This is a genomic window from Spiroplasma endosymbiont of Stenodema calcarata (assembly GCF_964031205.1).
Lineage (GTDB): Bacteria > Bacillota_I > Bacilli_A > Mycoplasmatales > Mycoplasmataceae > Spiroplasma.
Genome location: NZ_OZ035018.1, coordinates 1,420,175 through 1,444,715, shown reverse-complemented (window position 1 = coordinate 1,444,715; position 24,541 = coordinate 1,420,175). Strand labels below are relative to the sequence as shown.

The 24,541-nt window shown below is 27.2% G+C and carries 19 protein-coding genes, 1 pseudogene and 1 other annotated feature; of the genes and pseudogenes, 16 read left to right on the top strand and 4 right to left on the bottom strand.

The features are described 5' to 3' along the window. Positions 1-124 precede the first annotated feature (124 nt). Complete coding sequence (locus ACQH24_RS07765; protein WP_425379371.1) at positions 125-1,084, bottom strand: transposase; 960 nt, start codon at positions 1,082-1,084, stop codon at positions 125-127. 142 nt (positions 1,085-1,226) lie between these two features. On the opposite strand from ACQH24_RS07765, the pseudogene ACQH24_RS07760 reads away from it, so the two are divergent. Next, a pseudogene (locus ACQH24_RS07760) lies at positions 1,227-2,212 on the top strand (IS30 family transposase). A gap of 140 nt (positions 2,213-2,352) precedes the next feature. Here ACQH24_RS07760 and ACQH24_RS07755 read toward each other — a convergent pair. Continuing rightward, positions 2,353-3,183 (bottom strand): hypothetical protein, encoded by an 831-nt coding sequence (locus tag ACQH24_RS07755; protein WP_425379982.1) that lies wholly within the window; start codon positions 3,181-3,183, stop codon positions 2,353-2,355. 114 nt (positions 3,184-3,297) lie between these two features. Between ACQH24_RS07755 and mutM the strand changes: the two genes are divergently transcribed. Then, the gene (gene mutM / locus ACQH24_RS07750) at positions 3,298-4,131 is read left to right on the top strand and encodes a DNA-formamidopyrimidine glycosylase (RefSeq protein WP_425379981.1); all 834 of its coding nucleotides are present in this window, start codon (positions 3,298-3,300) and stop codon (positions 4,129-4,131) included. Positions 4,132-4,414: 283 nt separating this feature from the next. Here mutM and ACQH24_RS07745 read toward each other — a convergent pair whose 3' ends face one another. Further along, positions 4,415-5,374, bottom strand: coding sequence for a transposase (locus ACQH24_RS07745; protein ID WP_425379371.1), 960 nt, complete (start codon positions 5,372-5,374; stop codon positions 4,415-4,417). A 235-nt stretch (positions 5,375-5,609) separates the two neighbouring features. Between ACQH24_RS07745 and fba the strand changes: the two genes are divergently transcribed. From fba to ACQH24_RS07725, 4 genes are all read left to right on the top strand, one after another. After that, positions 5,610-6,500, top strand: coding sequence for a class II fructose-1,6-bisphosphate aldolase (gene fba / locus ACQH24_RS07740; protein WP_425379980.1), 891 nt, complete (start codon positions 5,610-5,612; stop codon positions 6,498-6,500). A gap of 83 nt (positions 6,501-6,583) precedes the next feature. Then, positions 6,584-8,251: an acetolactate synthase AlsS gene (alsS, locus tag ACQH24_RS07735; protein ID WP_425379979.1), complete on the top strand. Its 1,668-nt coding sequence runs from the start codon at positions 6,584-6,586 to the stop codon at positions 8,249-8,251. Between the two features lie 2 nt (positions 8,252-8,253). Beyond that, positions 8,254-8,976, top strand: a complete 723-nt coding sequence (gene budA / locus ACQH24_RS07730; RefSeq protein WP_425379978.1) for an acetolactate decarboxylase — start codon at positions 8,254-8,256, stop codon at positions 8,974-8,976. A 62-nt stretch (positions 8,977-9,038) separates the two neighbouring features. Then, positions 9,039-10,616, top strand: a complete 1,578-nt coding sequence (locus tag ACQH24_RS07725) for a hypothetical protein (protein WP_425379977.1) — start codon at positions 9,039-9,041, stop codon at positions 10,614-10,616. A 278-nt stretch (positions 10,617-10,894) separates the two neighbouring features. On the opposite strand, the gene ACQH24_RS07720 is transcribed toward ACQH24_RS07725, so the two are convergent. Further along, the gene (locus tag ACQH24_RS07720) at positions 10,895-11,854 is read right to left on the bottom strand and encodes a transposase (RefSeq protein WP_425379371.1); all 960 of its coding nucleotides are present in this window, start codon (positions 11,852-11,854) and stop codon (positions 10,895-10,897) included. Positions 11,855-12,090: 236 nt separating this feature from the next. Between ACQH24_RS07720 and ACQH24_RS07715 the strand changes: the two genes are divergently transcribed. From ACQH24_RS07715 to ACQH24_RS07670, 10 genes are all read left to right on the top strand, one after another. Beyond that, positions 12,091-13,107 carry an HAD-IC family P-type ATPase gene (locus ACQH24_RS07715; protein ID WP_425379976.1) on the top strand — a complete coding sequence of 339 codons (1,017 nt, stop codon included), beginning with the start codon at positions 12,091-12,093 and terminating at the stop codon, positions 13,105-13,107. 123 nt (positions 13,108-13,230) lie between these two features. After that, the gene (locus ACQH24_RS07710) at positions 13,231-13,704 is read left to right on the top strand and encodes a hypothetical protein (RefSeq protein WP_425379975.1); all 474 of its coding nucleotides are present in this window, start codon (positions 13,231-13,233) and stop codon (positions 13,702-13,704) included. 2 nt (positions 13,705-13,706) lie between these two features. Continuing rightward, the gene (locus tag ACQH24_RS07705; protein ID WP_425379974.1) at positions 13,707-14,753 is read left to right on the top strand and encodes an HAD-IC family P-type ATPase; all 1,047 of its coding nucleotides are present in this window, start codon (positions 13,707-13,709) and stop codon (positions 14,751-14,753) included. Between the two features lie 101 nt (positions 14,754-14,854). Then, positions 14,855-15,232: a winged helix-turn-helix transcriptional regulator gene (locus tag ACQH24_RS07700; RefSeq protein WP_425379973.1), complete on the top strand. Its 378-nt coding sequence runs from the start codon at positions 14,855-14,857 to the stop codon at positions 15,230-15,232. A gap of 77 nt (positions 15,233-15,309) precedes the next feature. Beyond that, on the top strand, positions 15,310-18,798 hold the full coding sequence (locus ACQH24_RS07695; RefSeq protein WP_425379972.1) for an FtsX-like permease family protein: 3,489 nt from the start codon (positions 15,310-15,312) through the stop codon (positions 18,796-18,798). 160 nt (positions 18,799-18,958) lie between these two features. Next, positions 18,959-20,053, top strand: coding sequence for a hypothetical protein (locus ACQH24_RS07690; protein WP_425379971.1), 1,095 nt, complete (start codon positions 18,959-18,961; stop codon positions 20,051-20,053). Between the two features lie 64 nt (positions 20,054-20,117). Beyond that, positions 20,118-20,225 (top strand) — a sequence feature (ribosomal protein L10 leader region). A 70-nt stretch (positions 20,226-20,295) separates the two neighbouring features. Then, positions 20,296-20,787 (top strand): 50S ribosomal protein L10, encoded by a 492-nt coding sequence (gene rplJ / locus ACQH24_RS07685; protein ID WP_425379970.1) that lies wholly within the window; start codon positions 20,296-20,298, stop codon positions 20,785-20,787. A gap of 54 nt (positions 20,788-20,841) precedes the next feature. After that, a complete protein-coding gene (rplL, locus tag ACQH24_RS07680; protein ID WP_425379969.1) occupies positions 20,842-21,207 on the top strand; it encodes a 50S ribosomal protein L7/L12 in 366 nt (121 codons plus the stop codon). A 90-nt stretch (positions 21,208-21,297) separates the two neighbouring features. Then, positions 21,298-22,158 (top strand): hypothetical protein, encoded by an 861-nt coding sequence (locus ACQH24_RS07675; protein WP_425379968.1) that lies wholly within the window; start codon positions 21,298-21,300, stop codon positions 22,156-22,158. 57 nt (positions 22,159-22,215) lie between these two features. After that, complete coding sequence (locus ACQH24_RS07670; protein ID WP_425379967.1) at positions 22,216-24,540, top strand: hypothetical protein; 2,325 nt, start codon at positions 22,216-22,218, stop codon at positions 24,538-24,540. Position 24,541: the final 1 nt, after the last annotated feature.

Below are 24,541 nucleotides of genomic sequence, written 5' to 3'. Positions count from 1 at the left end.
AATCGTAATAATGTCAATAAATTTCTTTAATTTTGTCGAAAACTCTTGATGAAATAAAAAAATCATCAATATGACAATTTGAAAAATAATTTTGTTTAAGATCATGATTTTGCTTTAAATTTTTTTAAACATTAAAATATAATACCGTTGATTGTTGTTTTGGTGTTAAACCTTTATGTTGGTATTTTCATTTTCATAGATTTAAATAATTTTGAATATTAGTGAAACCCAAACCATGATAATGAATTAAGGCTTCTTTAAGACTGGATTGTAATTTACTAATCTTATTTAACTTTCGATAACTAGTATCAGGGTTTGTACTAGTTTTGGTAGAATATAGAGTAGAATTTGTTTGTTTTGCTACTAATAAATATAATGGTTGCATGTCAGAAATAATTATTGATTTTTCTTTAATTAATTGCTTATTCATATTTTCAATAATTCATTGTTTTTGTAATCGTTTGGTATTGGTGGATTGAACAAAAATATTATTATTGCTATCAACTACCATTTGAATACAGCATTTGGTATTAGTTGAAAATGGATCAAGATGAGTTTTTCGTTTATCAAATTTATCTTTAAAATTACCTTTATGGATTTCTTTAATAAAAGTTTCATCAATTTGGATTTGACCATTTAATTTTTTAAATTTTAATTGAGTATTTTCTAATTGTTTTGATTGCATTAATTTTTGACGATTATATCAAGCAGTTTTTGGTGTTGTTTTAATAAAACGGGAAATTATTTTACTAGATTGTCCTAATAATGAAATTTGAATTAATAAATTTCACTGTTCATAATTTAAATGACTTCAATAAGTAAAATGATGACGAAAAGCATCAAAACTAGCACGACATTTTTTACATAAATATTTTTGTTTTCCTTCGGGATTATGACCATTTTTAACACAATGATAAGATTTACAATCAGGACATATAATGCCTTTATCTCTAAATTTTTGATCAATTTCATTTAAACGTTTTTGTTTTTTGATTACTTCTGCTTCTTTTTTTATTTTTTCAGCAAATTCTAAAAATTGATCATCTGTAAAACTGTTTTTTAATTCTGTAATTATTTTTTCCATCAATTATTTACCTCTATATATTAAAAATATACCTAAAATTAGATATATTCTATAAATATCAAGAGTTTTCGACAAAATTAAAGATAAATTTTATAAATTTTTAATTTTATGTTAAAACTATTTTCAGAAAGGATTTAGGGTCATGAAAAAGTTTAAACATTTAAGTATGGATGAAAAAGCAATATTGCAAGATTTATTACTATCTGATTTATTTAAAAAAAGAATGGACAACCTAATTTATCAAAAATAGCAAAATATATGAAAAGAAGTAAAAATACAATATCATTAGAAATTAAAAAATTTAGAAACTTTAAACAATATGATGCAGTCTCATCACAAAAAATATATCTTAAAAAAAGAAAGAAATGTAAAAAGCATATTACTTTAACATTTAAGCAAATTAAATGATTAAATAAGAATTTTAATACTATACATAATACACCTGAAACACTTTGCAAAATGTATGAAATTGAATTTGAGGAAAAGTTTCCAATGTGTTTTAAAACTTTATATAAATATATTTATTTAGGATTATTTAATTTGAACAAAAAAAATTTATATTTTCATGGGAAGCGTAGAAAAACAATTAAAGCAAATGATAATCGAGGTAAATTATCTAATTACAGAACAATTGAAGAATCTAAGCATGATCGTTATGAGTTTGGATGATTTCAAATGGATTGTCTAGTTGGTGCAGACCATAAATCATCTATTCTTACTTTTACAGAAGAATTAACAAAATTTACTATTGCTGAACAACTTAAAGAACAAACAGCAGAAGAAGTTATTAAAACAATTAAAAAAATATTTAAGAAAAGTATTTTTAAAAAATGTATTAAAGGAATAATAACTGATCAAGGTAAAAAATTTAGTAAATGAAAAGATATTGAAAAGATTACTAATACAAATGTTTATTTTTGTGATGCAGGAACCCCAACTCAAAAACCACATGTTGAAAGAATGAATAGAGATATTAGGCATTGGTTACCTACAGGTACTGATTTTAATAAAATTAATAATAATAAATTACAATGAATAATGAAAACGATTAATAATAAATTACGACCGTGTCTGAATTGAACAACTTCTAAACAAGCATTTGAATATATGACATTAATTTATAAGTAGAATTATTTTAAAAGTTTATTAAAACTATTTTTTACTGTGCTAAAATAAGAACAAATTAAAAAATAACATAAAAAGTGTTGCATTATTTTCCAATGATGTTATTATTTGGTTAATAAGGGTCGGAAAAGTCCTAATTGGATTTACAATTTACAACTACTAAAACTTTGATTATAAATTTTATCAAAATCAACTCTAAAATTTTGAGCAACTGTTAATAAATTTATTTTTGCTTCGTCATTATTAATATCGTTATCAATTTTGTCAAAATTTGTAATCATTTCAGTAGCTAAACTAATAAATTTCTTTTCCAAACTATTAAAAATTATTGCTTGATATTCTGTCGTAATAATTGCTTTAATTTCATTTTCATATTTTGTAATATTTTTAGTTTCAATCAGAGTAAGAATATTTTGATAAACAACAGGTAAATAAGTGTCACAAATAAAATTAATTGTTTGTTGTCGGAAATCCAAAATTCATTGGGCATAATATTCATCAGAAACGTCATTAATAATTTCTCATTTTTCATTTAAAACTTCAAAATTAGGAATAATAAAATGATTAGTCACTTCAGAAAAGATATTTGTTATTAATAGATTTAAATTAGTATCAATTAAATACGTAATTAGTGGTCGATATTTTTTATCACTTGCCGTAACCAACATATCAATAATATTTTTATAATCACTTTCGAAAAGATCTAAATTAAAAACAATTTTTGTTTTTAATGATTCTATTTCATATTCATTTTTTAAATTAGTAAAATATTTACTATAAAATGGACGATTAATTGCTTTTTCCAATAATAAGTGGCTATGTTCGTTTGACTTGTCAACGGTTATTTTACGGTCAACTGTTCGTTCTCTTTTAAATTTTATGCTTCTAATTTGATACATAATTGGAACATAAATCGCGATTGCAAAAATGACAATAGCACTAATAACAAATATAATAATTCCTCATTCGGGCATATTACCCCTCCTATCTCTTAAAATTATTATATCTTAATGTTATTAGATTGATAACTTGATTTTTATAACATATAAAAATAAAATTAAACTGTTAATTAAGAAAGAAGGAACAACATGCCAGAATTACCAGAAGTAGAAACCGTCCGCCGTATTTTAACAAAATATGTTGTGGGTAAAACAATTACTGATTGTCAAATTTTCTGAAATAAAATAATAAAAGCACCAGCAGATTCAAAAACTTTTATTAAAGAAATTGTTGGGCAAAAAATTAATCAAATTGATCGAATGGGGAAAAATTTGCTTTTTATTTTAGATGATTATGTTTTAATTAGCCATTTACGAATGGAAGGAAAATATTTCTTCACAAAAAAAGATGAATTAGGGGAGTGGCAACATATTATGGTTTTATTTGAACTTGATCATCAATTTCAATTACGTTACCATGATACGAGAAAATTTGGGACAATGCACTTATATCAAAAAGATGAGTATTTACAACAACCACCATTAAATAAATTAGGATATGAACCATTTGATGAACGAATTACTGTTGCATATTTACAAAATGCTTGGCAAAATAAGTCACAGCCAATTAAAACAACATTGTTAGAACAAAATGTTATTGTTGGAATTGGGAATATTTATGCCAATGAAATTTTATTTGCGGCAAAAATTCACCCAGGGGAAAGGACCAAGAATTTAACTGAAGAGGATTATCAAAATATTATTGATAATACAAAACTTGTAATACAAAAAGCAATTGACGAGGGCGGAACAACCATTGCAACTTATCATCCTGAACCAGGAATGGATGGAAAATTTTCACAACAATTAAAAGTTCATGGACGAAATAATATAGAATGTGTTAAGTGCCAAAATAAAGTCGATAAGATCTTTATCAACGGGCGGGGGACATATTATTGTTCTCATTGCCAAAAATTAAAATAAAAGGGCACACCTTATATAAGGCGTGCCCTTTAGAAAAAACTATTTACTAACGGATACCTATCTTTGGGAATTACCTTTTAGGAGGCCCATCCATCAGGTAATGATAAGTTCTGTTTGTTTACTATATGTTGCCATATAGTACTCTCATAATAACATATGATTTTAAAGAGCGAACAAAATTTTACTTTAATTTTGTCGAAAACTCTTGATGAAATAAAAAAATCATCAATATGACAATTTGAAAAATAATTTTGTTTAAGATCATGATTTTGCTTTAAATTTTTTAAACGTTAAAATATAATACCGTTGATTGTTGTTTTGGTGTTAAACCTTTATGTTGGTATTTTCATTTTCATAGATTTAAATAATTTTGAATATTAGTGAAACCCAAACCATGATAATGAATTAAGGCTTCTTTAAGACTCGATTGTAATTTACTAATCTTATTTAACTTTCGATAACTAGTATCAGGGTTTGTACTAGTTTTGGTAGAATATAGAGTAGAATTTGTTTGTTTTGCTACTAATAAATATAATGGTTGCATGTCAGAAATAATTATTGATTTTTCTTTAATTAATTGCTTATTCATATTTTCAATAATTCATTGTTTTTGTAATCGTTTGGTATTGGTGGATTGAACAAAAATATTATTATTGCTATCAACTACCATTTGAATACAGCATTTGGTATTAGTTGAAAATGGATCAAGATGAGTTTTTCGTTTATCAAATTTATCTTTAAAATTACCTTTATGGATTTCTTTAATAAAAGTTTCATCAATTTGGATTTGACCATTTAATTTTTTAAATTTTAATTGAGTATTTTCTAATTGTTTTGATTGCATTAATTTTTGACGATTATATCAAGCAGTTTTTGGTGTTGTTTTAATAAAACGGGAAATTATTTTACTAGATTGTCCTAATAATGAAATTTGAATTAATAAATTTCACTGTTCATAATTTAAATGACTTCAATAAGTAAAATGATGACGAAAAGCATCAAAACTAGCACGACATTTTTTACATAAATATTTTTGTTTTCCTTCGGGATTATGACCATTTTTAACACAATGATAAGATTTACAATCAGGACATATAATGCCTTTATCTCTAAATTTTTGATCAATTTCATTTAAACGTTTTTGTTTTTTGATTACTTCTGCTTCTTTTTTTATTTTTTCAGCAAATTCTAAAAATTGATCATCTGTAAAACTGTTTTTTAATTCTGTAATTATTTTTTCCATCAATTATTTACCTCTATATATTAAAAATATACCTAAAATTAGATATATTCTATAAATATCAAGAGTTTTCGACAAAATTAAAGAAATTTTAGTAAATTATTTCTTTTCCCTATTTTTTTTGGTAATTTTTGGTAAATTAATTAAAATTCGCAAAATACCTTATTTTATACGATTTTTTCAAATAAAAAGTTTATAATAATAGCGTAAGAATTTATGTTTAGAAGGGAAAAGATTTATGGGACAAAAATACCATGCAAAGTTAGTCAATGCTAGTGAAATGATTAACAAGGCGCATGCGAATAAATATGCGGTTGGGCATTTTAATATTAATAATTTAGAATGAACCAAAGCTTTATTGGAAGCAGCTCAAGCAACAAATACACCAATTATTTTGGGGGCTTCAGAAGGGGCAATTAAATATATGGGTGGTTATAACTTAGTTGTTGCAATGGTGAATGCATTATTAGACTCATTAGACATCAAAGTTCCAGTGGCCCTCCATTTAGACCATGGTCAATCAGTAGAAAGTTGTAAAAAAGCAATTGATGCTGGATTTTCTTCAGTAATGTATGATGGTAGTCATCATCTATTTGCTGAAAATATCACAAATACAAAAGAAGTAGTGGCTTATGCAAAAGCAAACGCAGTTTCAGTAGAAGCTGAAATTGGAACAATTGGTGGTGAAGAAGACGGCGTTGTAGGAGCTGGTGAAATTGGTGATCCAAAAGAAGCAGCGGAAATGGTTGCAACAGGAATTGATTTCTTAGCTGCAGGAATTGGAAATATTCATGGTCCATATCCAACAGGATGGCCAGGATTAAATTTTGATGCTCTAGCAGATATTCAAAAAGCTAGCAAAATTGGAATGGTTCTTCATGGTGGCAGTGGCATTCCCCAAGAACAAGTTAAAAAAGCAATTTCATTAGGAATTAGTAAGATTAATGTTAATACTGAATTACAAATTGCCTTTGCAGCAGCAACAAGGAAATATATTGAAGCGGGCAAAGATAAACCAGAAAATGGAAAAGGGTTTGACCCACGGAAATTATTAAAACCAGGTTATGAAGCAATCAAAGATACCTTTGATGAATTAACAACTTGATTTGGATGTAAAGGTAAAGCTTAAAAAACATTTCAATTTTGAAATTTTTTTTTCTAAGATTTCATTTTTTTAATAATGTTAATGTATAAAACTCAGGAGGTATAAAAATGAGTAAAAATAAAAAAACAGGTGCTGATATTGTCGTTGATACCTTAATTAATCAAAATGTTAAATATATATTTGGAATTCCAGGAGCTAAAATTGATAAGGTTTTTGATGTTTTAGTTGACCGTGGGCCGAAATTAATTTTAACAAGACACGAACAAAATGCTGCATTCATGGCAGCGGCAGTTGGAAGAATTACTGGAGAACCAGGAGTTGTGTTAGTTACAAGTGGACCGGGTGCTTCAAATCTTGCAACAGGTTTAGTAACAGCAAATACGGAAGGTGATCCTGTTGTGGCAATTGCTGGGAATGTCGGGCGAGAAGATAGTTTAAAAAGAACGCATCAGGCAATGGATAATGCTGCTTTGTTCCAACCAATCACAAAATATAGTAAAGAAGTAGTTCATTCAAATAATATTTCAGAAGTCTTGGCAAATGCTTTTCGGGAAGCAACAACAGGGCGAAAAGGGGCAGCCTTTGTTTCATTACCCCAAGATATTGTTAATGCTGAAGATATTAGTCATGAGGCGTTAGTTCTTTCCTCTAATTATGGTTTGGGTTCAGCGTGCGAGGAAAAAATTCTTAATTTAATTGCTGAAATTAATCAGGCAAAATTGCCAGTATTGTTATTAGGGATGCGTTCTTCAGATGCAGTTACAACAGCAGCAATTCGTAAAATTGTTGAAAAAACAAAATTACCTGTTGTTGAAACTTTCCAAGCGGCTGGAGTTATTTCTCGTGAATTAGAACAACATTTTTATGGTCGTGTAGGGTTATTTAAAAACCAACCAGGAGATATTTTATTAGATAATGCGGATTTAGTTATTGCGATTGGTTATGATCCAGTTGAATATGACCCAAAAGTGTGAAATAAAAACAAAGATAGTAAAATTATTCATATTGATGAAGTGATTGCTGATATTGACAATTATTATCAACCAGCATTGGAACTTGTTGGTGATATTGCAAAAACTTTGCAAAAATTTGCGGCTGGATTTGATAAATTAGCATTAGCTTCAAATGAAAATAAAATTTTGGATAATTTAAAATTACAATTAGAAAATAATCAAAATTTAAAACATACTGAAAAATCGGATTCAACCCAGCCATTGCATATTATTCATACTGTTCGAAAATTAATTAGTGATGATGTGACTGTTACTGTTGATGTTGGTTCATTATATATTTGGATGGCTCGTCATTTTCGTTCATATGAGCCACGGACATTATTATTTAGTAATGGAATGCAAACATTAGGTGTTGCTTTGCCATGAGCAATTGGAGCAGCATTAGTTCGTCCTGGAAAAAAAGTAATTTCAATGTCAGGAGATGGAGGTTTTTTATTTTCCGCAATGGAATTAGAAACTGCTGTTCGCTTAAATTTACCCGTTATTCATTTAATTTGAACTGACGGTACTTTTGATATGGTTGCTTTTCAGCAAAATATGAAATATAATCGAACATCAGGAGTTGAACTTGGACCAGTTGATTTTGTTCAATATGCAGAAAGTTTTGGGGCAATCGGATTGCGAGTTAATCATCCAAGTGAGTTAGAAAATATTTTGCAACAAGCTTTAAAGGCTAATAAACCAGTTGTTATTGATATCCCTGTTGATTATAGTGAAAATATTTTACTAGGAAAAACTTTATTAGAGAAAGAGATTTATTAGTTATGATTCAAAAATATGGAGAGATTTATCAATTTTCAACAATTACAAGTTTAGCCGCCGGTAATTTTGATGGAGTACTTGATTTTCATACTTTATTAAAACAAGGTGATTTTGGTTTAGGAACTTTTGATCATTTAGACGGTGAATTAATTGTCTTAAATGGAGTTGCATATCAATTAAAAGTTGATGGAAAGGTAAATTTAGTTAATTTAGATATGACAACGCCTTTTGCTTCGGTGGCATTTTTTGAAGCGCATAAAAAAATTATTATTTCAGAGCAGTCTAATTATGAAGAATTACAAAAAATTATTCTTAAAAATTTGCCAAGTCTAAATTTATTTTATGGTATTAAAGTTCAGGGCTCATTTTTAGAAATGAAGACACGGACAGTTTCATATCAAGAAAAACCGTATCCCACATTATTAGCAGCAACTGCGCACCAAGCGGTGGTTAGCAGTAGTAATGTAGAAGGAGATATTGTTGGTTTTTGAACGCCTACTTTCGCCAATACTTTAGGAGTACATGGTTTTCATGCACACTTTATTAATTCAGCAAAAGATGGTGGCGGTCATATCTTTGATTTTATCTTAGCAAGCGGTATTATTGAAATATGTTATTTTTCAAAAATTAATTTAGAGTTACCGACAACTGCGGAATATTTAACAAAAGAATTAATTAGTACGGAATTACAAAAGGAAATTGAACTAGCGGAAAAAGCAAAGTAGTATTCTTTTGTTTTTTAATATATAATAAATAAGATGAATAATATTTTCTTAAGGAGTAAATTATGAAAAATTTATTAAGTTTATTAGGTACTTTCTTATTAACAACAAGTGGAACAATTACTGTTATGAGTTGTACTCCAAAAGCAAGTAAAGATAATAGCGATGGCCAAGATGAAATGAATGATAGTTTCAGAGACATTGAAATTATAAATAAAATTAGTCAGAAGGTTAGAGAAAATTTTGAAAACTTATCTTTTAAAGAAGATATTGAGCGAAACAATGCTTATATGTCAGTAGCATATACACGAGTTTCTGACAAAAACAAAACTTATGAATTAGATGATAAGAATAAAGATGATTTAGCAATTAAAAATGAATTCTTATCAACTTTTAGAGCAGTCTTTGATAATGTTAATCGGGAAATTAAAAATGAATATTCAAACTATTATATAAATAGTGATCCAATTTCGTTTAAAGAAAGTGATGTTAAAATAGATTTAACTTTTATTGATATTAAACAGCTAATTACCTTATCAAAATTGCCTGATATTGGTGATTTACAAGCAGTTGGCATTAACTTTAGTGTTCAATATGATGTTAAATTTAAAGATTTGGTTAGTCCAAATAAATATTATGCAGGATTTAATATGGCAAGTAATTTAACAAAATTTAATTTAGTCAAAGGGGCAACTTTAAATTATTTTAAGGAAAATATTGTTGATTTCTTTAAAGATAAAAGTCAAATTGATATAACTACTGGTGATTTTAAAAAATTATATGATGCTTTTAATATTGATTATAAAAGGGATATTTATGCGATTGATAATATTTATAAAACAAAATTAACTAGTTTTATTCAAGGAAATGCAAATTTAAAAGATATGATTACTTATAACAAAAATCAAAACTTTTTAGCAAATCAAACAATTTTATTTGATAGTGATTATGACCGTGGGTTTTACTATAATGGATATGGTGATGCTTCTGGGCCTTCATTATTAAGCAAATGGGTTAAAGATAATAATATTAATAAAGCCCAAGCAGCTGATTTTGTTAGTTTATATATTAAATCAGTGGTGCCTAAGCTTGACGCTGAATTAAATCTTGAATTAGGAAAATTTAAATTTTCTTTAGATTATATTAATATTTATGTACTAAAATTATCGGATTATTTTAAAACTAATGATAATGTTGATTTTATATCAACAGTTATTTTAACAAGAGATAAATTAGAAGCAAAAATAACTAATTTTGCGAATATCATTATCGCATTTTTGAAATATTATAAAGTAAATTTTAATGGGAAAAATCACTTTAATGTTTCTGATAATGTATGAAATGAGTTAGTTAAAAGATATTTAGAGGATAAGTTAACAAATTATACATTACCAGTAATTTTATTTAAACATTTTATTAATGATGAAAATGTTATTAAACAAAATTTAGCAGATTTAGATTTACTTAATTTTAAACAAGTTACTGGTTGAGCTAGCAGACAATTAGACTACGATAAAAATAATAATCTTTTTTGATTTAATGGTGGTTATGATGCCACATTTACTTTTGGTAGTTCACAATTTTATTATACGCCATTTTATTACTTATGAAGTGACTATAAGTTTGATGTTCTTAAGGGGTAAATTTCTAAAACACAAAATCACAACTTTGAATATTTGAAATAAAAATTTTTACAAGTACAATGTTTCTTTTAATTGAGATATATAAATAATAATCTTTTTAGGTTATTATTAATATACCAAGTTATCAGAAACATTTTTTAATTAAAAATATCAGTTATTTGAAACTATTCAAAAAGTTTCTTTAATTTTGTCGAAAACTCTTGATGAAATAAAAAAATCATCAATATGACAATTTGAAAAATAATTTTGTTTAAGATCATGATTTTGCTTTAAATTTTTTAAACATTAAAATATAATACCGTTGATTGTTGTTTTGGTGTTAAACCTTTATGTTGGTATTTTCATTTTCATAGATTTAAATAATTTTGAATATTAGTGAAACCCAAACCATGATAATGAATTAAGGCTTCTTTAAGACTGGATTGTAATTTACTAATCTTATTTAACTTTCGATAACTAGTATCAGGGTTTGTACTAGTTTTGGTAGAATATAGAGTAGAATTTGTTTGTTTTGCTACTAATAAATATAATGGTTGCATGTCAGAAATAATTATTGATTTTTCTTTAATTAATTGCTTATTCATATTTTCAATAATTCATTGTTTTTGTAATCGTTTGGTATTGGTGGATTGAACAAAAATATTATTATTGCTATCAACTACCATTTGAATACAGCATTTGGTATTAGTTGAAAATGGATCAAGATGAGTTTTTCGTTTATCAAATTTATCTTTAAAATTACCTTTATGGATTTCTTTAATAAAAGTTTCATCAATTTGGATTTGACCATTTAATTTTTTAAATTTTAATTGAGTATTTTCTAATTGTTTTGATTGCATTAATTTTTGACGATTATATCAAGCAGTTTTTGGTGTTGTTTTAATAAAACGGGAAATTATTTTACTAGATTGTCCTAATAATGAAATTTGAATTAATAAATTTCACTGTTCATAATTTAAATGACTTCAATAAGTAAAATGATGACGAAAAGCATCAAAACTAGCACGACATTTTTTACATAAATATTTTTGTTTTCCTTCGGGATTATGACCATTTTTAACACAATGATAAGATTTACAATCAGGACATATAATGCCTTTATCTCTAAATTTTTGATCAATTTCATTTAAACGTTTTTGTTTTTTGATTACTTCTGCTTCTTTTTTTATTTTTTCAGCAAATTCTAAAAATTGATCATCTGTAAAACTGTTTTTTAATTCTGTAATTATTTTTTCCATCAATTATTTACCTCTATATATTAAAAATATACCTAAAATTAGATATATTCTATAAATATCAAGAGTTTTCGACAAAATTAAAGAAAAGTTTTATAAACTTTTTTTATTTTTTTAATTAATTTATCCAATTTACTTATTTATATTATAAAATTAAATTATAAAGTAAAATAGGAACTATATTTTGAACATTTAAAATAAAATTAACATAAAGGGAAAGAAAGCGAGGTCAATAATTAGTGATATGATTTAACAAGACAGATAAGGAACTGGAGCAAGAGTTTGGGACAAATTTAAATTGAGGCCTATCAGTAGAACAAGCAGCAGAAAAATTAGTTAAAAATGGCAAAAATGAATTACCAAAACCAAAAAATAAACGTTGAAGTATAATTTTTCTATCTTCATTATTAGATCCGTTGGCAATTATTTTAATTATTGCTGGTATCGCTTCAGTTGTTATTGAAAAAGTTGTTAATAATAGGATTCATGTGATTGATTTTATCGTAATTTTATGTATTGTTTTATTGAATGCTTTTATTCAAACAATTGAGCAAGTTAAAGCAAAAAAATCGTTAGAGTCTTTAAAAAAAATGACGATTCCACTTGCTGTTGTAAAACGTGGTGGCAATATTATTGAAATTCCAGCGAATGAATTAGTTGTTGGTGACATTGTTATTTTGGAGGCTGGAAAATATATTCCCGCAGATATTCGTATTTTAGAAGCAAGCAATTTATTTATTGATGAATCTGCTTTAACAGGTGAATCAGTTCCTGTTGAAAAAAATAATAATCTTCTTGCAAACGAAAAGTTAATTTTAGCTGAGCAAAGTAATATGGCTTTTATGTCAACTTTTATTACTAATGGTCGTGCCGTTGGAATTGTTGTTGCCAGTGCTATTAATAGTCAAATTGGAAAAATTGCAGCGGTAGTTGTTAGAACAAAACATGAAAAAACACCATTGCAAATAAGATTAACAAAATTAACAAAAGTAGTAAGTATTTTTGCTATTTTATTAGCAATTTTTGTTTTTGTTTTCTTTTTCTTGACTGATGAAAATAGTTGACCAATTAATTTAATGGCCTCAGTTACAATTGCAATTGCTGTCATTCCAGAGTCATTAGTTGTTATCGTGTCTGTTATTTTATCATTATCGGTGAAACGAATGGCACGAGTGAATGTCATTGTAAAAAAATTAGATGCTGTTGAAACCTTGGGATCAGTAAATGTTATTTGTTCTGATAAGACAGGACTTTAACACAAAATAAAATGACCGTAAAAGAAGTAATTTTTAATAATGAGACGATGAAAGAAAGTGCTTTTCATTTTGAAACAAATAATCGGGGAGCATTCCATTTTATTAATTGTTTAACATTGTGTAATGATGCTATTAATCAAAAAAAAAGAACGAATTGGTGATCCAACTGAAATTGCCCTAATTGATTTTACAAGAAGATTTACAATTAGTGAGGTTAGATATCGTGAAGAATATGCTCGTATTTTAGAACTTCCCTTTAATTCTGATCGAAAATTAATGTCAACTGTTAATAGAGTTAATAAACAAGAATTTGTTTATACAAAAGGGGCCCTTGATCAATTATTGCAATATTGTCATAAAATTTATTTAAATAATAAAATTGTTCCTTTAACTTTTACAATGAAAAAGGAATTACAGCAAAAAGCTTTGGAGTTATCAAATCAGGCTTTACGAGTTTTGGCTTTTGCATTTAAAGAATATGATAAAAAAGAAATTGAGGGTGATTTAATTTTCTTAGGTATGGTAGGAATGATTGACCCACCACGGCCAGAAGCAATTGAAGCGGTTAAAAAGCGCATGAAGCAGGTATTAGAGTAATTATGATTACAGTAGATCATCAAGCAACAGCTTTAGCAATTGCAAAGGATTTAAATTTAGCAACTTCAGAAGCAAATGTCATTTCTGGTCATCAAATTGATAATATGGATGATAATCAATTACAAGAAAAATTTAAAGATGTTTCTGTTTTTGCACGGGTTAATCCAGATCATAAAACAAGAATTGTTGAATGTTTACAATCAATGAATTATGTTGTTTCTATGACTGGCGATGGGGTTAATGATGCTCCGAGTTTAAGCAGGGCCGATATTGGCGTAGCAATGGGCATAATAGGAACTGATGTTTCAAAAGAGGCAGCGAATATTATTTTACAGGATGATAATTTTTCAACAATTATTCGTGGTGTTGAAGAAGGTCGCAATGTTTATCACAAAATTAAGCGGGCAATTGCTTTTGTTTGTGCGGCGCAATTAGCTAATGTTTTGGCATTCATTATTATTTCTGTTTCAACGCAAATTAAGCCATTTGATTCGGTTAATATTTTATGATTTAACTTAGTTGTTGAAACGCTAATGGCAATTCCAATTGGTTTAGGTAATAATGATAATCGTTTAATGCTAGATAAACCACGGAATAAGAAAGAGTCTTTTTTTACTAATAGTTTAATTACAATTTTGTATTTAGCACTTGTTACAGCAGGTATTGTTATTGCAACCTTTTTTATTGGAAAAGACCTTTTTTATAATCTTGAAGATTCCAAAATTGCAACAATTTTAGTAATGGCATGCTCACCAGTTATTTTTGCTTTTGCCATTCGGTTACCAAATTATCGCATTAAGGCTTTTCATAAAATGGAACCAACAAATTATTATTTATTAGGGGCATCGTTGATTGCTTTAATATTGAACTTTTTAATAATCTATGTACCAGGGTTAAATTTAATCTTTTTATCAACAGCTAATGAAAATAATTTTGAAACTTCGCCATTATTATCATGACAAATGTCAATTATATCCTTAGTGATGATGGGAATGCCATTATTATTACTGTTAGTTTATGATTTTATTCGTAAATTAATTGGACGATAAAAATAGCCGCTTATAAGCGGCTATTTTTGTTTTTACAAAAAAGTTAATTGTAAATTATTTTAGTAAGTTTTATAATAAATAGTGAAAAGTGGTGAGATACTATGAGCGAATGTGTCATTAGAGATGAAATTTGTTGCGGTCTTGAATGTCGTTGTAAGAGTACTTGTTGTGATCATAATGTGGCAACAATTAAAAGTTTTGTTAACATTATTTCCCAAAAATGATCTTTAAAAATCATTAATGTATTAAATGAACAAGAATGTGGTTTTAATGAATTACATTACCTGTTAAAGGACTGTGCCAGAAAAGTATTAACAGAAACATTAAATAATTTAATTGCGAAAAATATTATTGTTAAAAAAGTTTATCTTAAAAATAATGTTACATATTCTTCTTACCAATTAAGTGATATTGGATGTGAATTAGTACGGATGCTTTATCAAATTAAACGATTTAGTTGTGCCTATTTAGGTGATTAAAAATTTGGAATATTTTTTAAAATAGTTACTTTTTCTTATATAATAAATTTAATATATATTTGGGATAGGTGACTAATATGTTAAATCTTGCAAAAGAAGCTACTCGGGGATTTACAAAAAAAATAACTCAGTTTATTGGGTTGATTTTATTTATCATTGGAGCAATATTAACTTTTACAGCCCTTTTTTCGACTGTTTTTCAAGTCAAAAATGGCTTAAATGATGTTAGAAAAAATAGTATTCCGTATCAATATGAAATTCGAATGGATAGTTTAAATATTGATAATAATGTTTATAAAAAAAATCAAGATTGAAAAATAAATGAAAATAATCGTGCTTTTTTAGCCCAGTTTTATGATACAACTAAAATTGATGATAATCGTTTAAGTTTTAATACTATTAAAGCGGATGTTTTAGGTTTAAATTGTGATTTAATAAATAATGAAATTTGTACATGGTCAAAAAAACCGTCGTATTTAAATGAAGAAATCGGGACTGCTTCCTTTACAGCGTTAGTTAAGAATTTTAATGGTAATCTTCCTTCGGCATTTTTAAGTTATATTATTAATCATCCCGCGGGGAGTCAATTAAAAGATTTGATTGATAACGACAATGTTACGTTAGAACTTAGTTATGATATGAGTTATAAGTTTACTGCCAATAATTTAGCAAAAGATACGCAGTATTTTAGTGCAGTTGATGTTAACAAAAATAAGAAATTATTATTTGATGGTGATAGTTGACGAGGAGATAATATTTTTTATACACCATTTAATCGTCTCTATGATGTCACAGCTGGCAGAGCAATTACTGAGTTAGCTAAAAATAATATTGTTTTAAGTAAACAATATGCCGATTATAATTTTTTAAAGCTTGGCGGTAATTTTAATTTAGGAAATAGTTCAAATTTACAATTTAAAATTGCAGGTTATGGGGCAAAGTACAGTAATATTTATCCTAATTTGGCAAGTTTATCAACCCTTGCTGCTGGTGGGAAAACAATTGATTTAAGAAACGGTGCATTATTATTTATGAATGACATCAATTATAATGCAATTAAACAAAACTTTTCTAATGGGACAGAAAATTTTACAGGGTTTATTAATGTTAATGGGGATTTAACAGATCCGCAGAAAATAACGTTACTGCGTAAAGCTTTAAGCAATTATTTTGTTGCACCAGATAATGCCATTGTTGGTTTTGAGTCATCATTGGCAGGTCAAGTGGTCATGTTAACAAATACTGGTTTTATTATTAACACTTCAATTGCTATTGCTTGTTCAATTATTATTTTAATTATCATTGCGTTTTTTATTAAAAAAGATATTTTTAATCAAAAACGACAGATTGGAGTTTTAAAATCATTAGGATATCGTCGTCATGAATTGTCCTTTGTTTTTACTTTTAATATTGTATTTACGACTTTAATTGGTTGTTTATTGGGGTGAGTTTTAAGCATACCGCTTCAGATATATTTTACTTCTTCTAATTTATATTCAATTGGTTTGCCATTATCGCTTTTCTACTTTAATCCTATTATTTTTGTTGCAGCAACAATTATTATTCCATTTATTTTTATTGCTATTGCATTGTTAATTTCATTTATTCTTTTAAGTCGTACAGCATTAGATTTAATTTATGATTTAAAAGGATCAAATTTACATTTACGAGCTAAAAAAGTAAAAAAAGGAAGGTCATATGCTCACTTTGGCTTATCCTTTAATGTTCATTTATCATTTACCTTTGCTTTAAAATCATTTGGAAAATGAATGATGGTTCTAATTGTTTTGGCTTTTTCGTCCTTTTTATTAATTTTTCAATTAGATGCTGGCGTTATGGCCCAGGGAATTGTTGATAATTCTTTTCGATATTTTAAAGATGATATAAAATCATATTTAATTGCTTCTTCTGACCAGCAAGATATTGCCCAAGAAGCAGATAATGATAAAACTTATAAATGAATCACAACAGATGAACGTGACCAATTTTATTACCGTACCCAGGTTTTAGATAATGATAAAACCTTTAATTTTCCAGATCCAATGATGTGCTTTTTAAAATTATCTAGTCCTAATCCGACGGATATAAAACAAAGTTGTGGCGATTTATTAAATATTATTGGTGATCCAAGTGCGCCTAATCTTATTGAAAGTAAAATTAAATATGATGCTAGTACTAATAAATATCCATATTTAAGTTCGGATACAGTTAAAGCAATTGTTAATTATAAAATTAAAGATAATAAAACGGGAGACTGAATCAATGGATGAGATCGGTTAATTGAAATAATAAATATTATAAAACCAGCTTTAATTGGACAAGGTTTGACAGAAGCAGATATTCAAACTATTATTACTGGAATTAATATTATAAATAGTTTAGGAACAGCCACGAATGATCAATATCCGGATATATATTTAGGACCATATATGGTTTATGATCAGGCTTATGATTTCCCCTATGTCCTTTTATCAGCTGGTTGAAGTCCAGATGATGTGAGAAATGCTAGAAATCCTGTTTCACAATTAAATGTTGTTGGTTTATCAAGCAATGAAACAAAACGAAATCAATTATTAAATTATCGGTCAAAATATACTTCACCAGATGTTGCACAAAAAGAAGTTTTTGGTTATCAAATTAGTGATCAGCCAGTGTCCTTTGATTTAAATAAACCAATTAATGAACCAATTCCAGTTCTTTTATCCAAACGAGTTTACCAATCAATGAATCTTAGCCCAGGTGATATTTTTAAATTAAATGTCCGAATTACAAATGCGATTGGATATGTTCCGGTTGCTTTTAAAATAGTCGGATCAAATGATGCGGATATTAGTTCTGGTAATATTTATATGAATGAAGACTCATTAGTTACTGTCATGAATCAATGAGTTGAGATAACAAAAAAAGGAATTAAATTTCCAACGGGATCATATTACAATGTTATTGCTTCTCGTCTTAGCCCAAATGGGATAAGTTTGCAGCCGTATCGTATTATGTCAGCGTTTTCATTAACAAATAATTATAATTTTACAATGTTTGATAGTGATAAGAAAATTAATTTCGCTAATGCCCTTGATTTAAGAACAAACTTGAAATTATTAAATGGATTAAATAAAATTTGGCCGTTTGATACTTTGCGGAATAATTATTCGCAAGGAATGAAAACTATTCGTGATATTCTTAATGTGTTAGAAGGATTAACAATTATTATTGTTGCTTTAATTTTAGCTGTTTTAATTTCGATGGTTCTTGATGAAAACCGGCGAACAATATTAACTCTAAAAGTTCTTGGATACCCAACATGAAAAATTATTTTAATTGTGTTAGGATTTTATTTATTAGCAATTGTCAGTGGCTATATTTTAAGTTATGTAATTGCGGAATTATTATGGAATTTAATTGCTAATGTAGTCTTTAAAAGTACCGGAATGCTGTTGATTATTTCTTTATCGCCTTATGTTATTGCAGTTGCAACAGCAGCAATTGGATTGATTTTATTATTGGTTATTGTCGTTGGAATTTGAAAAATTAAGAAAAATAAACTAGTAAATATTACATTAGAGTAAAATCAAGTGTTAGTTAATTTAAAAAATAACTAACACTTTTTTGTTAAAAATTTATTAAATCTTATATAATCCATTCTTTTTTGCTAAACTAATTATATAGTTATTATTTTAAAGTAATTTTAAGTAAAACAATGAGATAAGAAAAGTGGGTAAATCTAAGATGAAGAGAATATTGAAATGAATAATAATTGCAAGTTCGATCTTTTCACATAATTTAATAGTTCCGACGGGAATTCTTAGTACTGCTCCAGTTCCTTTTAATAATAAAGAGTATGTTAAAACAAGAATTGAAGGTCTTGATAATATTTTTCGTAATGCAATTACTTTTGGCAAAGATAAAGTTTATTTTGGTTCAGCACGAGGACTTTATGTTCTAACAAAGAATGAGACTAAAGCAATTAAAATTAAGGGTATTGATGATAAAATTATTTTTTTAACAATTGATCCTGATAATAATATTTATTTTGCAACAGAAAATAACGATATTTATATTTATAAAAACGATAGTTCAATTGTTCAAATTGAAGGACTCCCTGCTGATGCTGATGTGACTGCCCTTGCTTTAGATAGTATGAATAATTTATATTTAGGAACCCTTGCTGGAATTTATTGTTTAATGGCTGGGACAACCAAAGTTGAAAAAGTTGCTTGGGGTGATTATGTTATTTATACTTTAGCGATTGACCATCAAAATAATTTATATTTTACAAATAATAATCGAGATTTTTATTCAATAGCGTTATCAACATCAGAAAATACTAGTTCATTCATTAAGAAATTAAATGAATCAATTTATACGATGGGAATTGATCAAGATGATGATGTTTATTTAGGGAATTATGTTTATCAAAGTAAAACAAAAGAATTAAAAGAAATTAATTTACGAGATAAAAGTATATTATCAATTGCAATTGATCAAGATGATGATGTTTATTATTGTAGTTTTTTGGATGGTGTTTATTTTTTGAAAAAAGGGACAAATCAAGTTATTAAAACTAATCTATTTGGTAGAGAAGTTCAGACTATTGCAATTGATCATAATGCAAATATTATTGTCAAAAATGATGAAGGTTCTTTTATTTTTCAAGTATTTAAACCACCAGTCGTTCCTCCTCCAGCTGTTAAAGAAAAAAATATGGTAGTTGCGAGAGTTTTAGGTTATGTCTTTTTAGGGACTTCTGGGGCGGTTGGAATGTCTTGCTTAGGAACATATTTATGAAATAAATACCGTTATAAAAAAAATCACCGAAAATAAAGTATTTATCAGTTATTTATTTGACTTTTAAAGGAAAGTGTAATATGATAATTCTTGGTATTGTACCTTAGTCATCAAAATACCAGAGACAGCAACGGATTTTATTAAATCTTAATTATGTTGCCGAGGCATTATTGATATATAGAACAATTAGAAGTTTTTATATTATTTAAATAATGTTTCAGGCAATTAATCAAATGGATTAATTGCCTTTGTTTATTGAATTATTAGGGAGGCGAAGAATGAAGCCAGCAATGAAAATTAAAACAGCAGTTGTTAGTGAAATTGCTAATAACTTTAAAACTGCTAATTCAGCAGTTATTATTGAATATCAAAAATTAACAGTTGCTGAATTTACACAACTAAGAAGAATGCTTACAAAAGAAGAAGTAAGCATTAAAGTATATAAAAATAGCTTAGTGAGCTTGGCTGCTAAAGAAGCAGGATTTGCAGAATTAGATCAATTTTTAACAGGTCCTAATGCTTTTGCGTTTGGTGCAGGAGAACAGATGGCTGCCGCAAAAACTTTAGCAAAATTTGCAAAAACGCATCCAGCTTTAAAATTAAAAGCAGGAATTTATGAAGGTAAAGTCTTGGATACAAAAGCAATTATTGAAATTGCTTTATTACCAACAAAAGACGAATTACTTGTAATGTTTGCATCAAGCTTATTATACCCATTACGTATGTTCGCAATAGCAGTTAAGGAAATTGCTAATACAAGAAGTGAATAAGATATTTATTCAATATTTTATAAGAATGTAATTATTTATTAGGAGGAAAATATTATGGCATTATCAAAAAATGATATTATTAAAGCATTAGAAGACATGAAATTATCAGAATTAAATGAATTGGTAAAAGCGATTGAAGACCATTTTGGAGTTGTTGCGGCAGCAGCAGTTGCTGCCGCACCAGCAGAAGGTGGAGCAGCAGCTGGACTTTCAGTAGTTGACATTATTTTGACAGATCCAGGAGCAAGCAAAGTTGCAATTATTAAATTAGTAAAAGAAATTACTGGAAAAGAATTAATGGAATCTAAAGCAATTGTTGATAAATTACCAGCAGTAATTAAATCAAAAGTAAAGACAGAAGAAGCTGAAGAAATTAAAGGACAATTAGTTGCAGCAGGTGCTTCAGTTGAACTTAAGTAATTTAATTTTATTAAAATAAAGCAAGGATACCCCTTTGCTTTTTTTTAATTTATTGTAAAATTACAATATGCAAAAATGGAGGCGATGAAAATGTTAATAGATTTTTTGTTTAATAATAAATTTATGAAATTTATTAACTTAATGAATAGTATTTTTTCATCAGTGACATTTTGGGTTTTTGTTTGTTTCAGTATTAGTATTTTTGTTCGTATTACTTTTTTAAAAGCAAAGTCTCTTAAAAATATTAATAACAGTTTTAATAAAGGGGAAATTCTTGCTTTTATTTTTACTTTTGTTAGTAATATTTTAATTTTGACTGTTCTTAATATCTTTATGCATTTCTATTTGCGTTGGATAGCAGAATCAACAATTGTTTTATTAAATATTATTTTTTCTATTTTAGTATTATTTCTTATTAGTACAAAAACAAAATATTTTGATATTATAATAATCTTTAATAAAATTATTGCTGTTTTATTTTTATTTGCTTTTGCCCCAATTATTTTTTTCCTAATTCTTGAAACATTAATGGTCGCAGAACATAATTTATTTTATTTAATATTATGATTACTTTCTTATGGATGCTTAATTGGAACTATTATCATTAATAATAATACAGGAGAATTAAAACAAATCTTTCGTCGATTATTTTTTGGTTTTATTTTGTTATTATTAATCTTAATCTTAAACTTTCAATTTATTGAAAAAACCAAAGACATTAAATTATCAACAATATTCAATAACATATTTATGTTTATTTTATTTTGAATTTGGATTTGCAATGTTGTATTAATTAAAAATAATAATGTAAATACTGAAAGTAAAAAATATAAAGCAGAAGAGTTAAAATTCTTTGTATTAGCAATTAAAAATGATTTTTTAATAATGGATAAAACAATTAAATATACTACAATTTTTCTTAATGGTTATAAACAGGTTTTGATAATTTAATTTTTTTTGGTAGTATTTAATAGTTGTAATAATTTAATAGAAAAAGGAGTGGAAAAAATGAAAAAATTACTTTCTATTTTAGGAGTAGCAACGCTAACTTTGACAAGTGCATTTAGTTTGGCAGCTTGTTCAAAAGGAAAAAAAGGCGTAAATGATGATTATTTTGATAGTGAAATTAATAAAATTGATCCAACAATTAGAAATCAAGTTAAATATACTAGTACAATTGCAAAAATTTTAATTGCTTCCCGTCATGAAAATATGAATACATATGGCTTTCCAACACTACAATATTTTTTAAATAATGTTGGGAAAAATTTAAATGGAACTTTTAAAACAAAAAGTGGCAAAGAAGTTAAAATTAAGGATTATGTTGAACAATATAAACAATTAAACAATATTTTTTATAATCCATGAAAAGCACAACAGAAAGATTATAATCCGGAAGGGAATAATTATAATTTAATGTCGTCTCTTGTTGCAATGACAAACTTTTCAAAATGAAATACAGCAGAAAATCAAGGTCATCCTGATAAGGGAAAGGATCCAACAACTAATCGTTATCCTGATTTTGAAGTGAATGAAAACTTAGGATGAGCTCAATATGATACTGGTGCTTTAGCAAATACCTTATCACAAAAATCAGATTCAGTTAAAGCTTATATTCAAAAAACTAAGGGCTGAAGTGATTACTATGATTCATCATTGGGTCCATATGCCTCAAATATCTTATTTCATAATTCTTTAAGTAGTCCGCCAACAACATCAGAACTTTCTTATAAAGATGGTGGGAATGAAACTAAATTTGGTAAGGCCGTCGCAAATCAGGCAAGTTCATTATACGATTTATTTGGTTTAAAATATTTTAATGAGGCAATTACAGCATTAGGTCAATTTGGACCAGGCTTAGAATTACCAGTTTCAGCTTCTTTATCACAATTATTACCATTTGTTCAAAATAATGTTAATGGTGAACAAACATCAGGAATTTTCTTAGCTGCACCGTTTGCAATTTTAAATTCTATTAAAAGTAAATTATTTGATACTGGTACTGGAAAAGTTGCAGAAAATAGTCCATTATTAAAAGTATTTGATCGTGATACGATTGATAACACTGTGCTTAAAGTTCAAGCTGTTTCTGCTGGGGAACCAGGTACCCCTGATCCAACAATTAAAGATATGAATTTATATGATATTTTATCAAGTTCAGTAATGTCCGAAGCAATGAAGGTTATTACAAATAAACAAGATCAATTTTTGGATTTAATACACAAAGATCATACAAATGCTTTTTTAAAATGATATTCAGTATTGGGGAATTGATTTAAAGTAGCTTTAGCAAAAGAAGGATCAAAATTTGATGTGCAAAAATTTAATACAGTAATGTCGGAAACAATTCGTGATGGTGTTGAGCAACTTCAAAAATTAATAGGACTATTTGCCGAAGATACTGTTATTGCCTTAATCCGAACATTAGTGCAAATGTTAAATTCAAGTGGTTTTGATTTATTTAATTTGTTAAAAGGAGTTGCTGGATTTGCAGACTGATTCTATACTAGCGATGATGAAGGACATTATAATTTAAATGTTCAGAATGTCCAAAAAATTGATAATGTTTACAATCAAGGACCAAATAAAGCTGGTTATAATAAAGATTTGATGATTGTTGATCCAAAAAGTGAATATGCTAAATTTATTTTAGATAATTATGGATTTGATGAATCAACTAGCCAATATAAACCTGGCTCATTATTTGACATGATTAATATTTGATCGCACGGAGGGAATGATACTTATCCTGATCATGAAGCAATGCATAAATTCATTGCACAAATCTTGGATTCACAAAATGGTTATATTGGAACATTAACAAACCAAATTAATCAAGCAATGGCAAATGATTGATTTGATAATATTTTTTTAGATCGAAAATGATATATCACAGCATCAGGGCAAGGTGTTGATGGAACAAAATTGGGGTCAGTAATAACTAATGGGCAAATAACAGGGGTCCGATATCAGTTACATTATTATGGTCCAAAGGATGCTTCAACAAAATTAAATCGCCATACAAAACCAATCGGGTATAGTGATCCGGCTTCAGGAAATTCACCTTCGTATATTCAACAAGAACAAGATCCATCAAAACGACATAATATTGCTCCAGAAGGACAAACATGAAGTGACCAAGATTGACTTGATTATGATGGTTTAGGAGATAGTTATTTAGAAAATAGTGAGAATATTAAATACAGTTATGTTGTTGAATTTGATAACCAAGCACGGTTTTTATATAATCCAGGAATTAAAGATGATTTAACAAAAAATTCATATTTATTAAGTGATTTTGCTTGATACTATAATAACAATCGTTATTATTAAT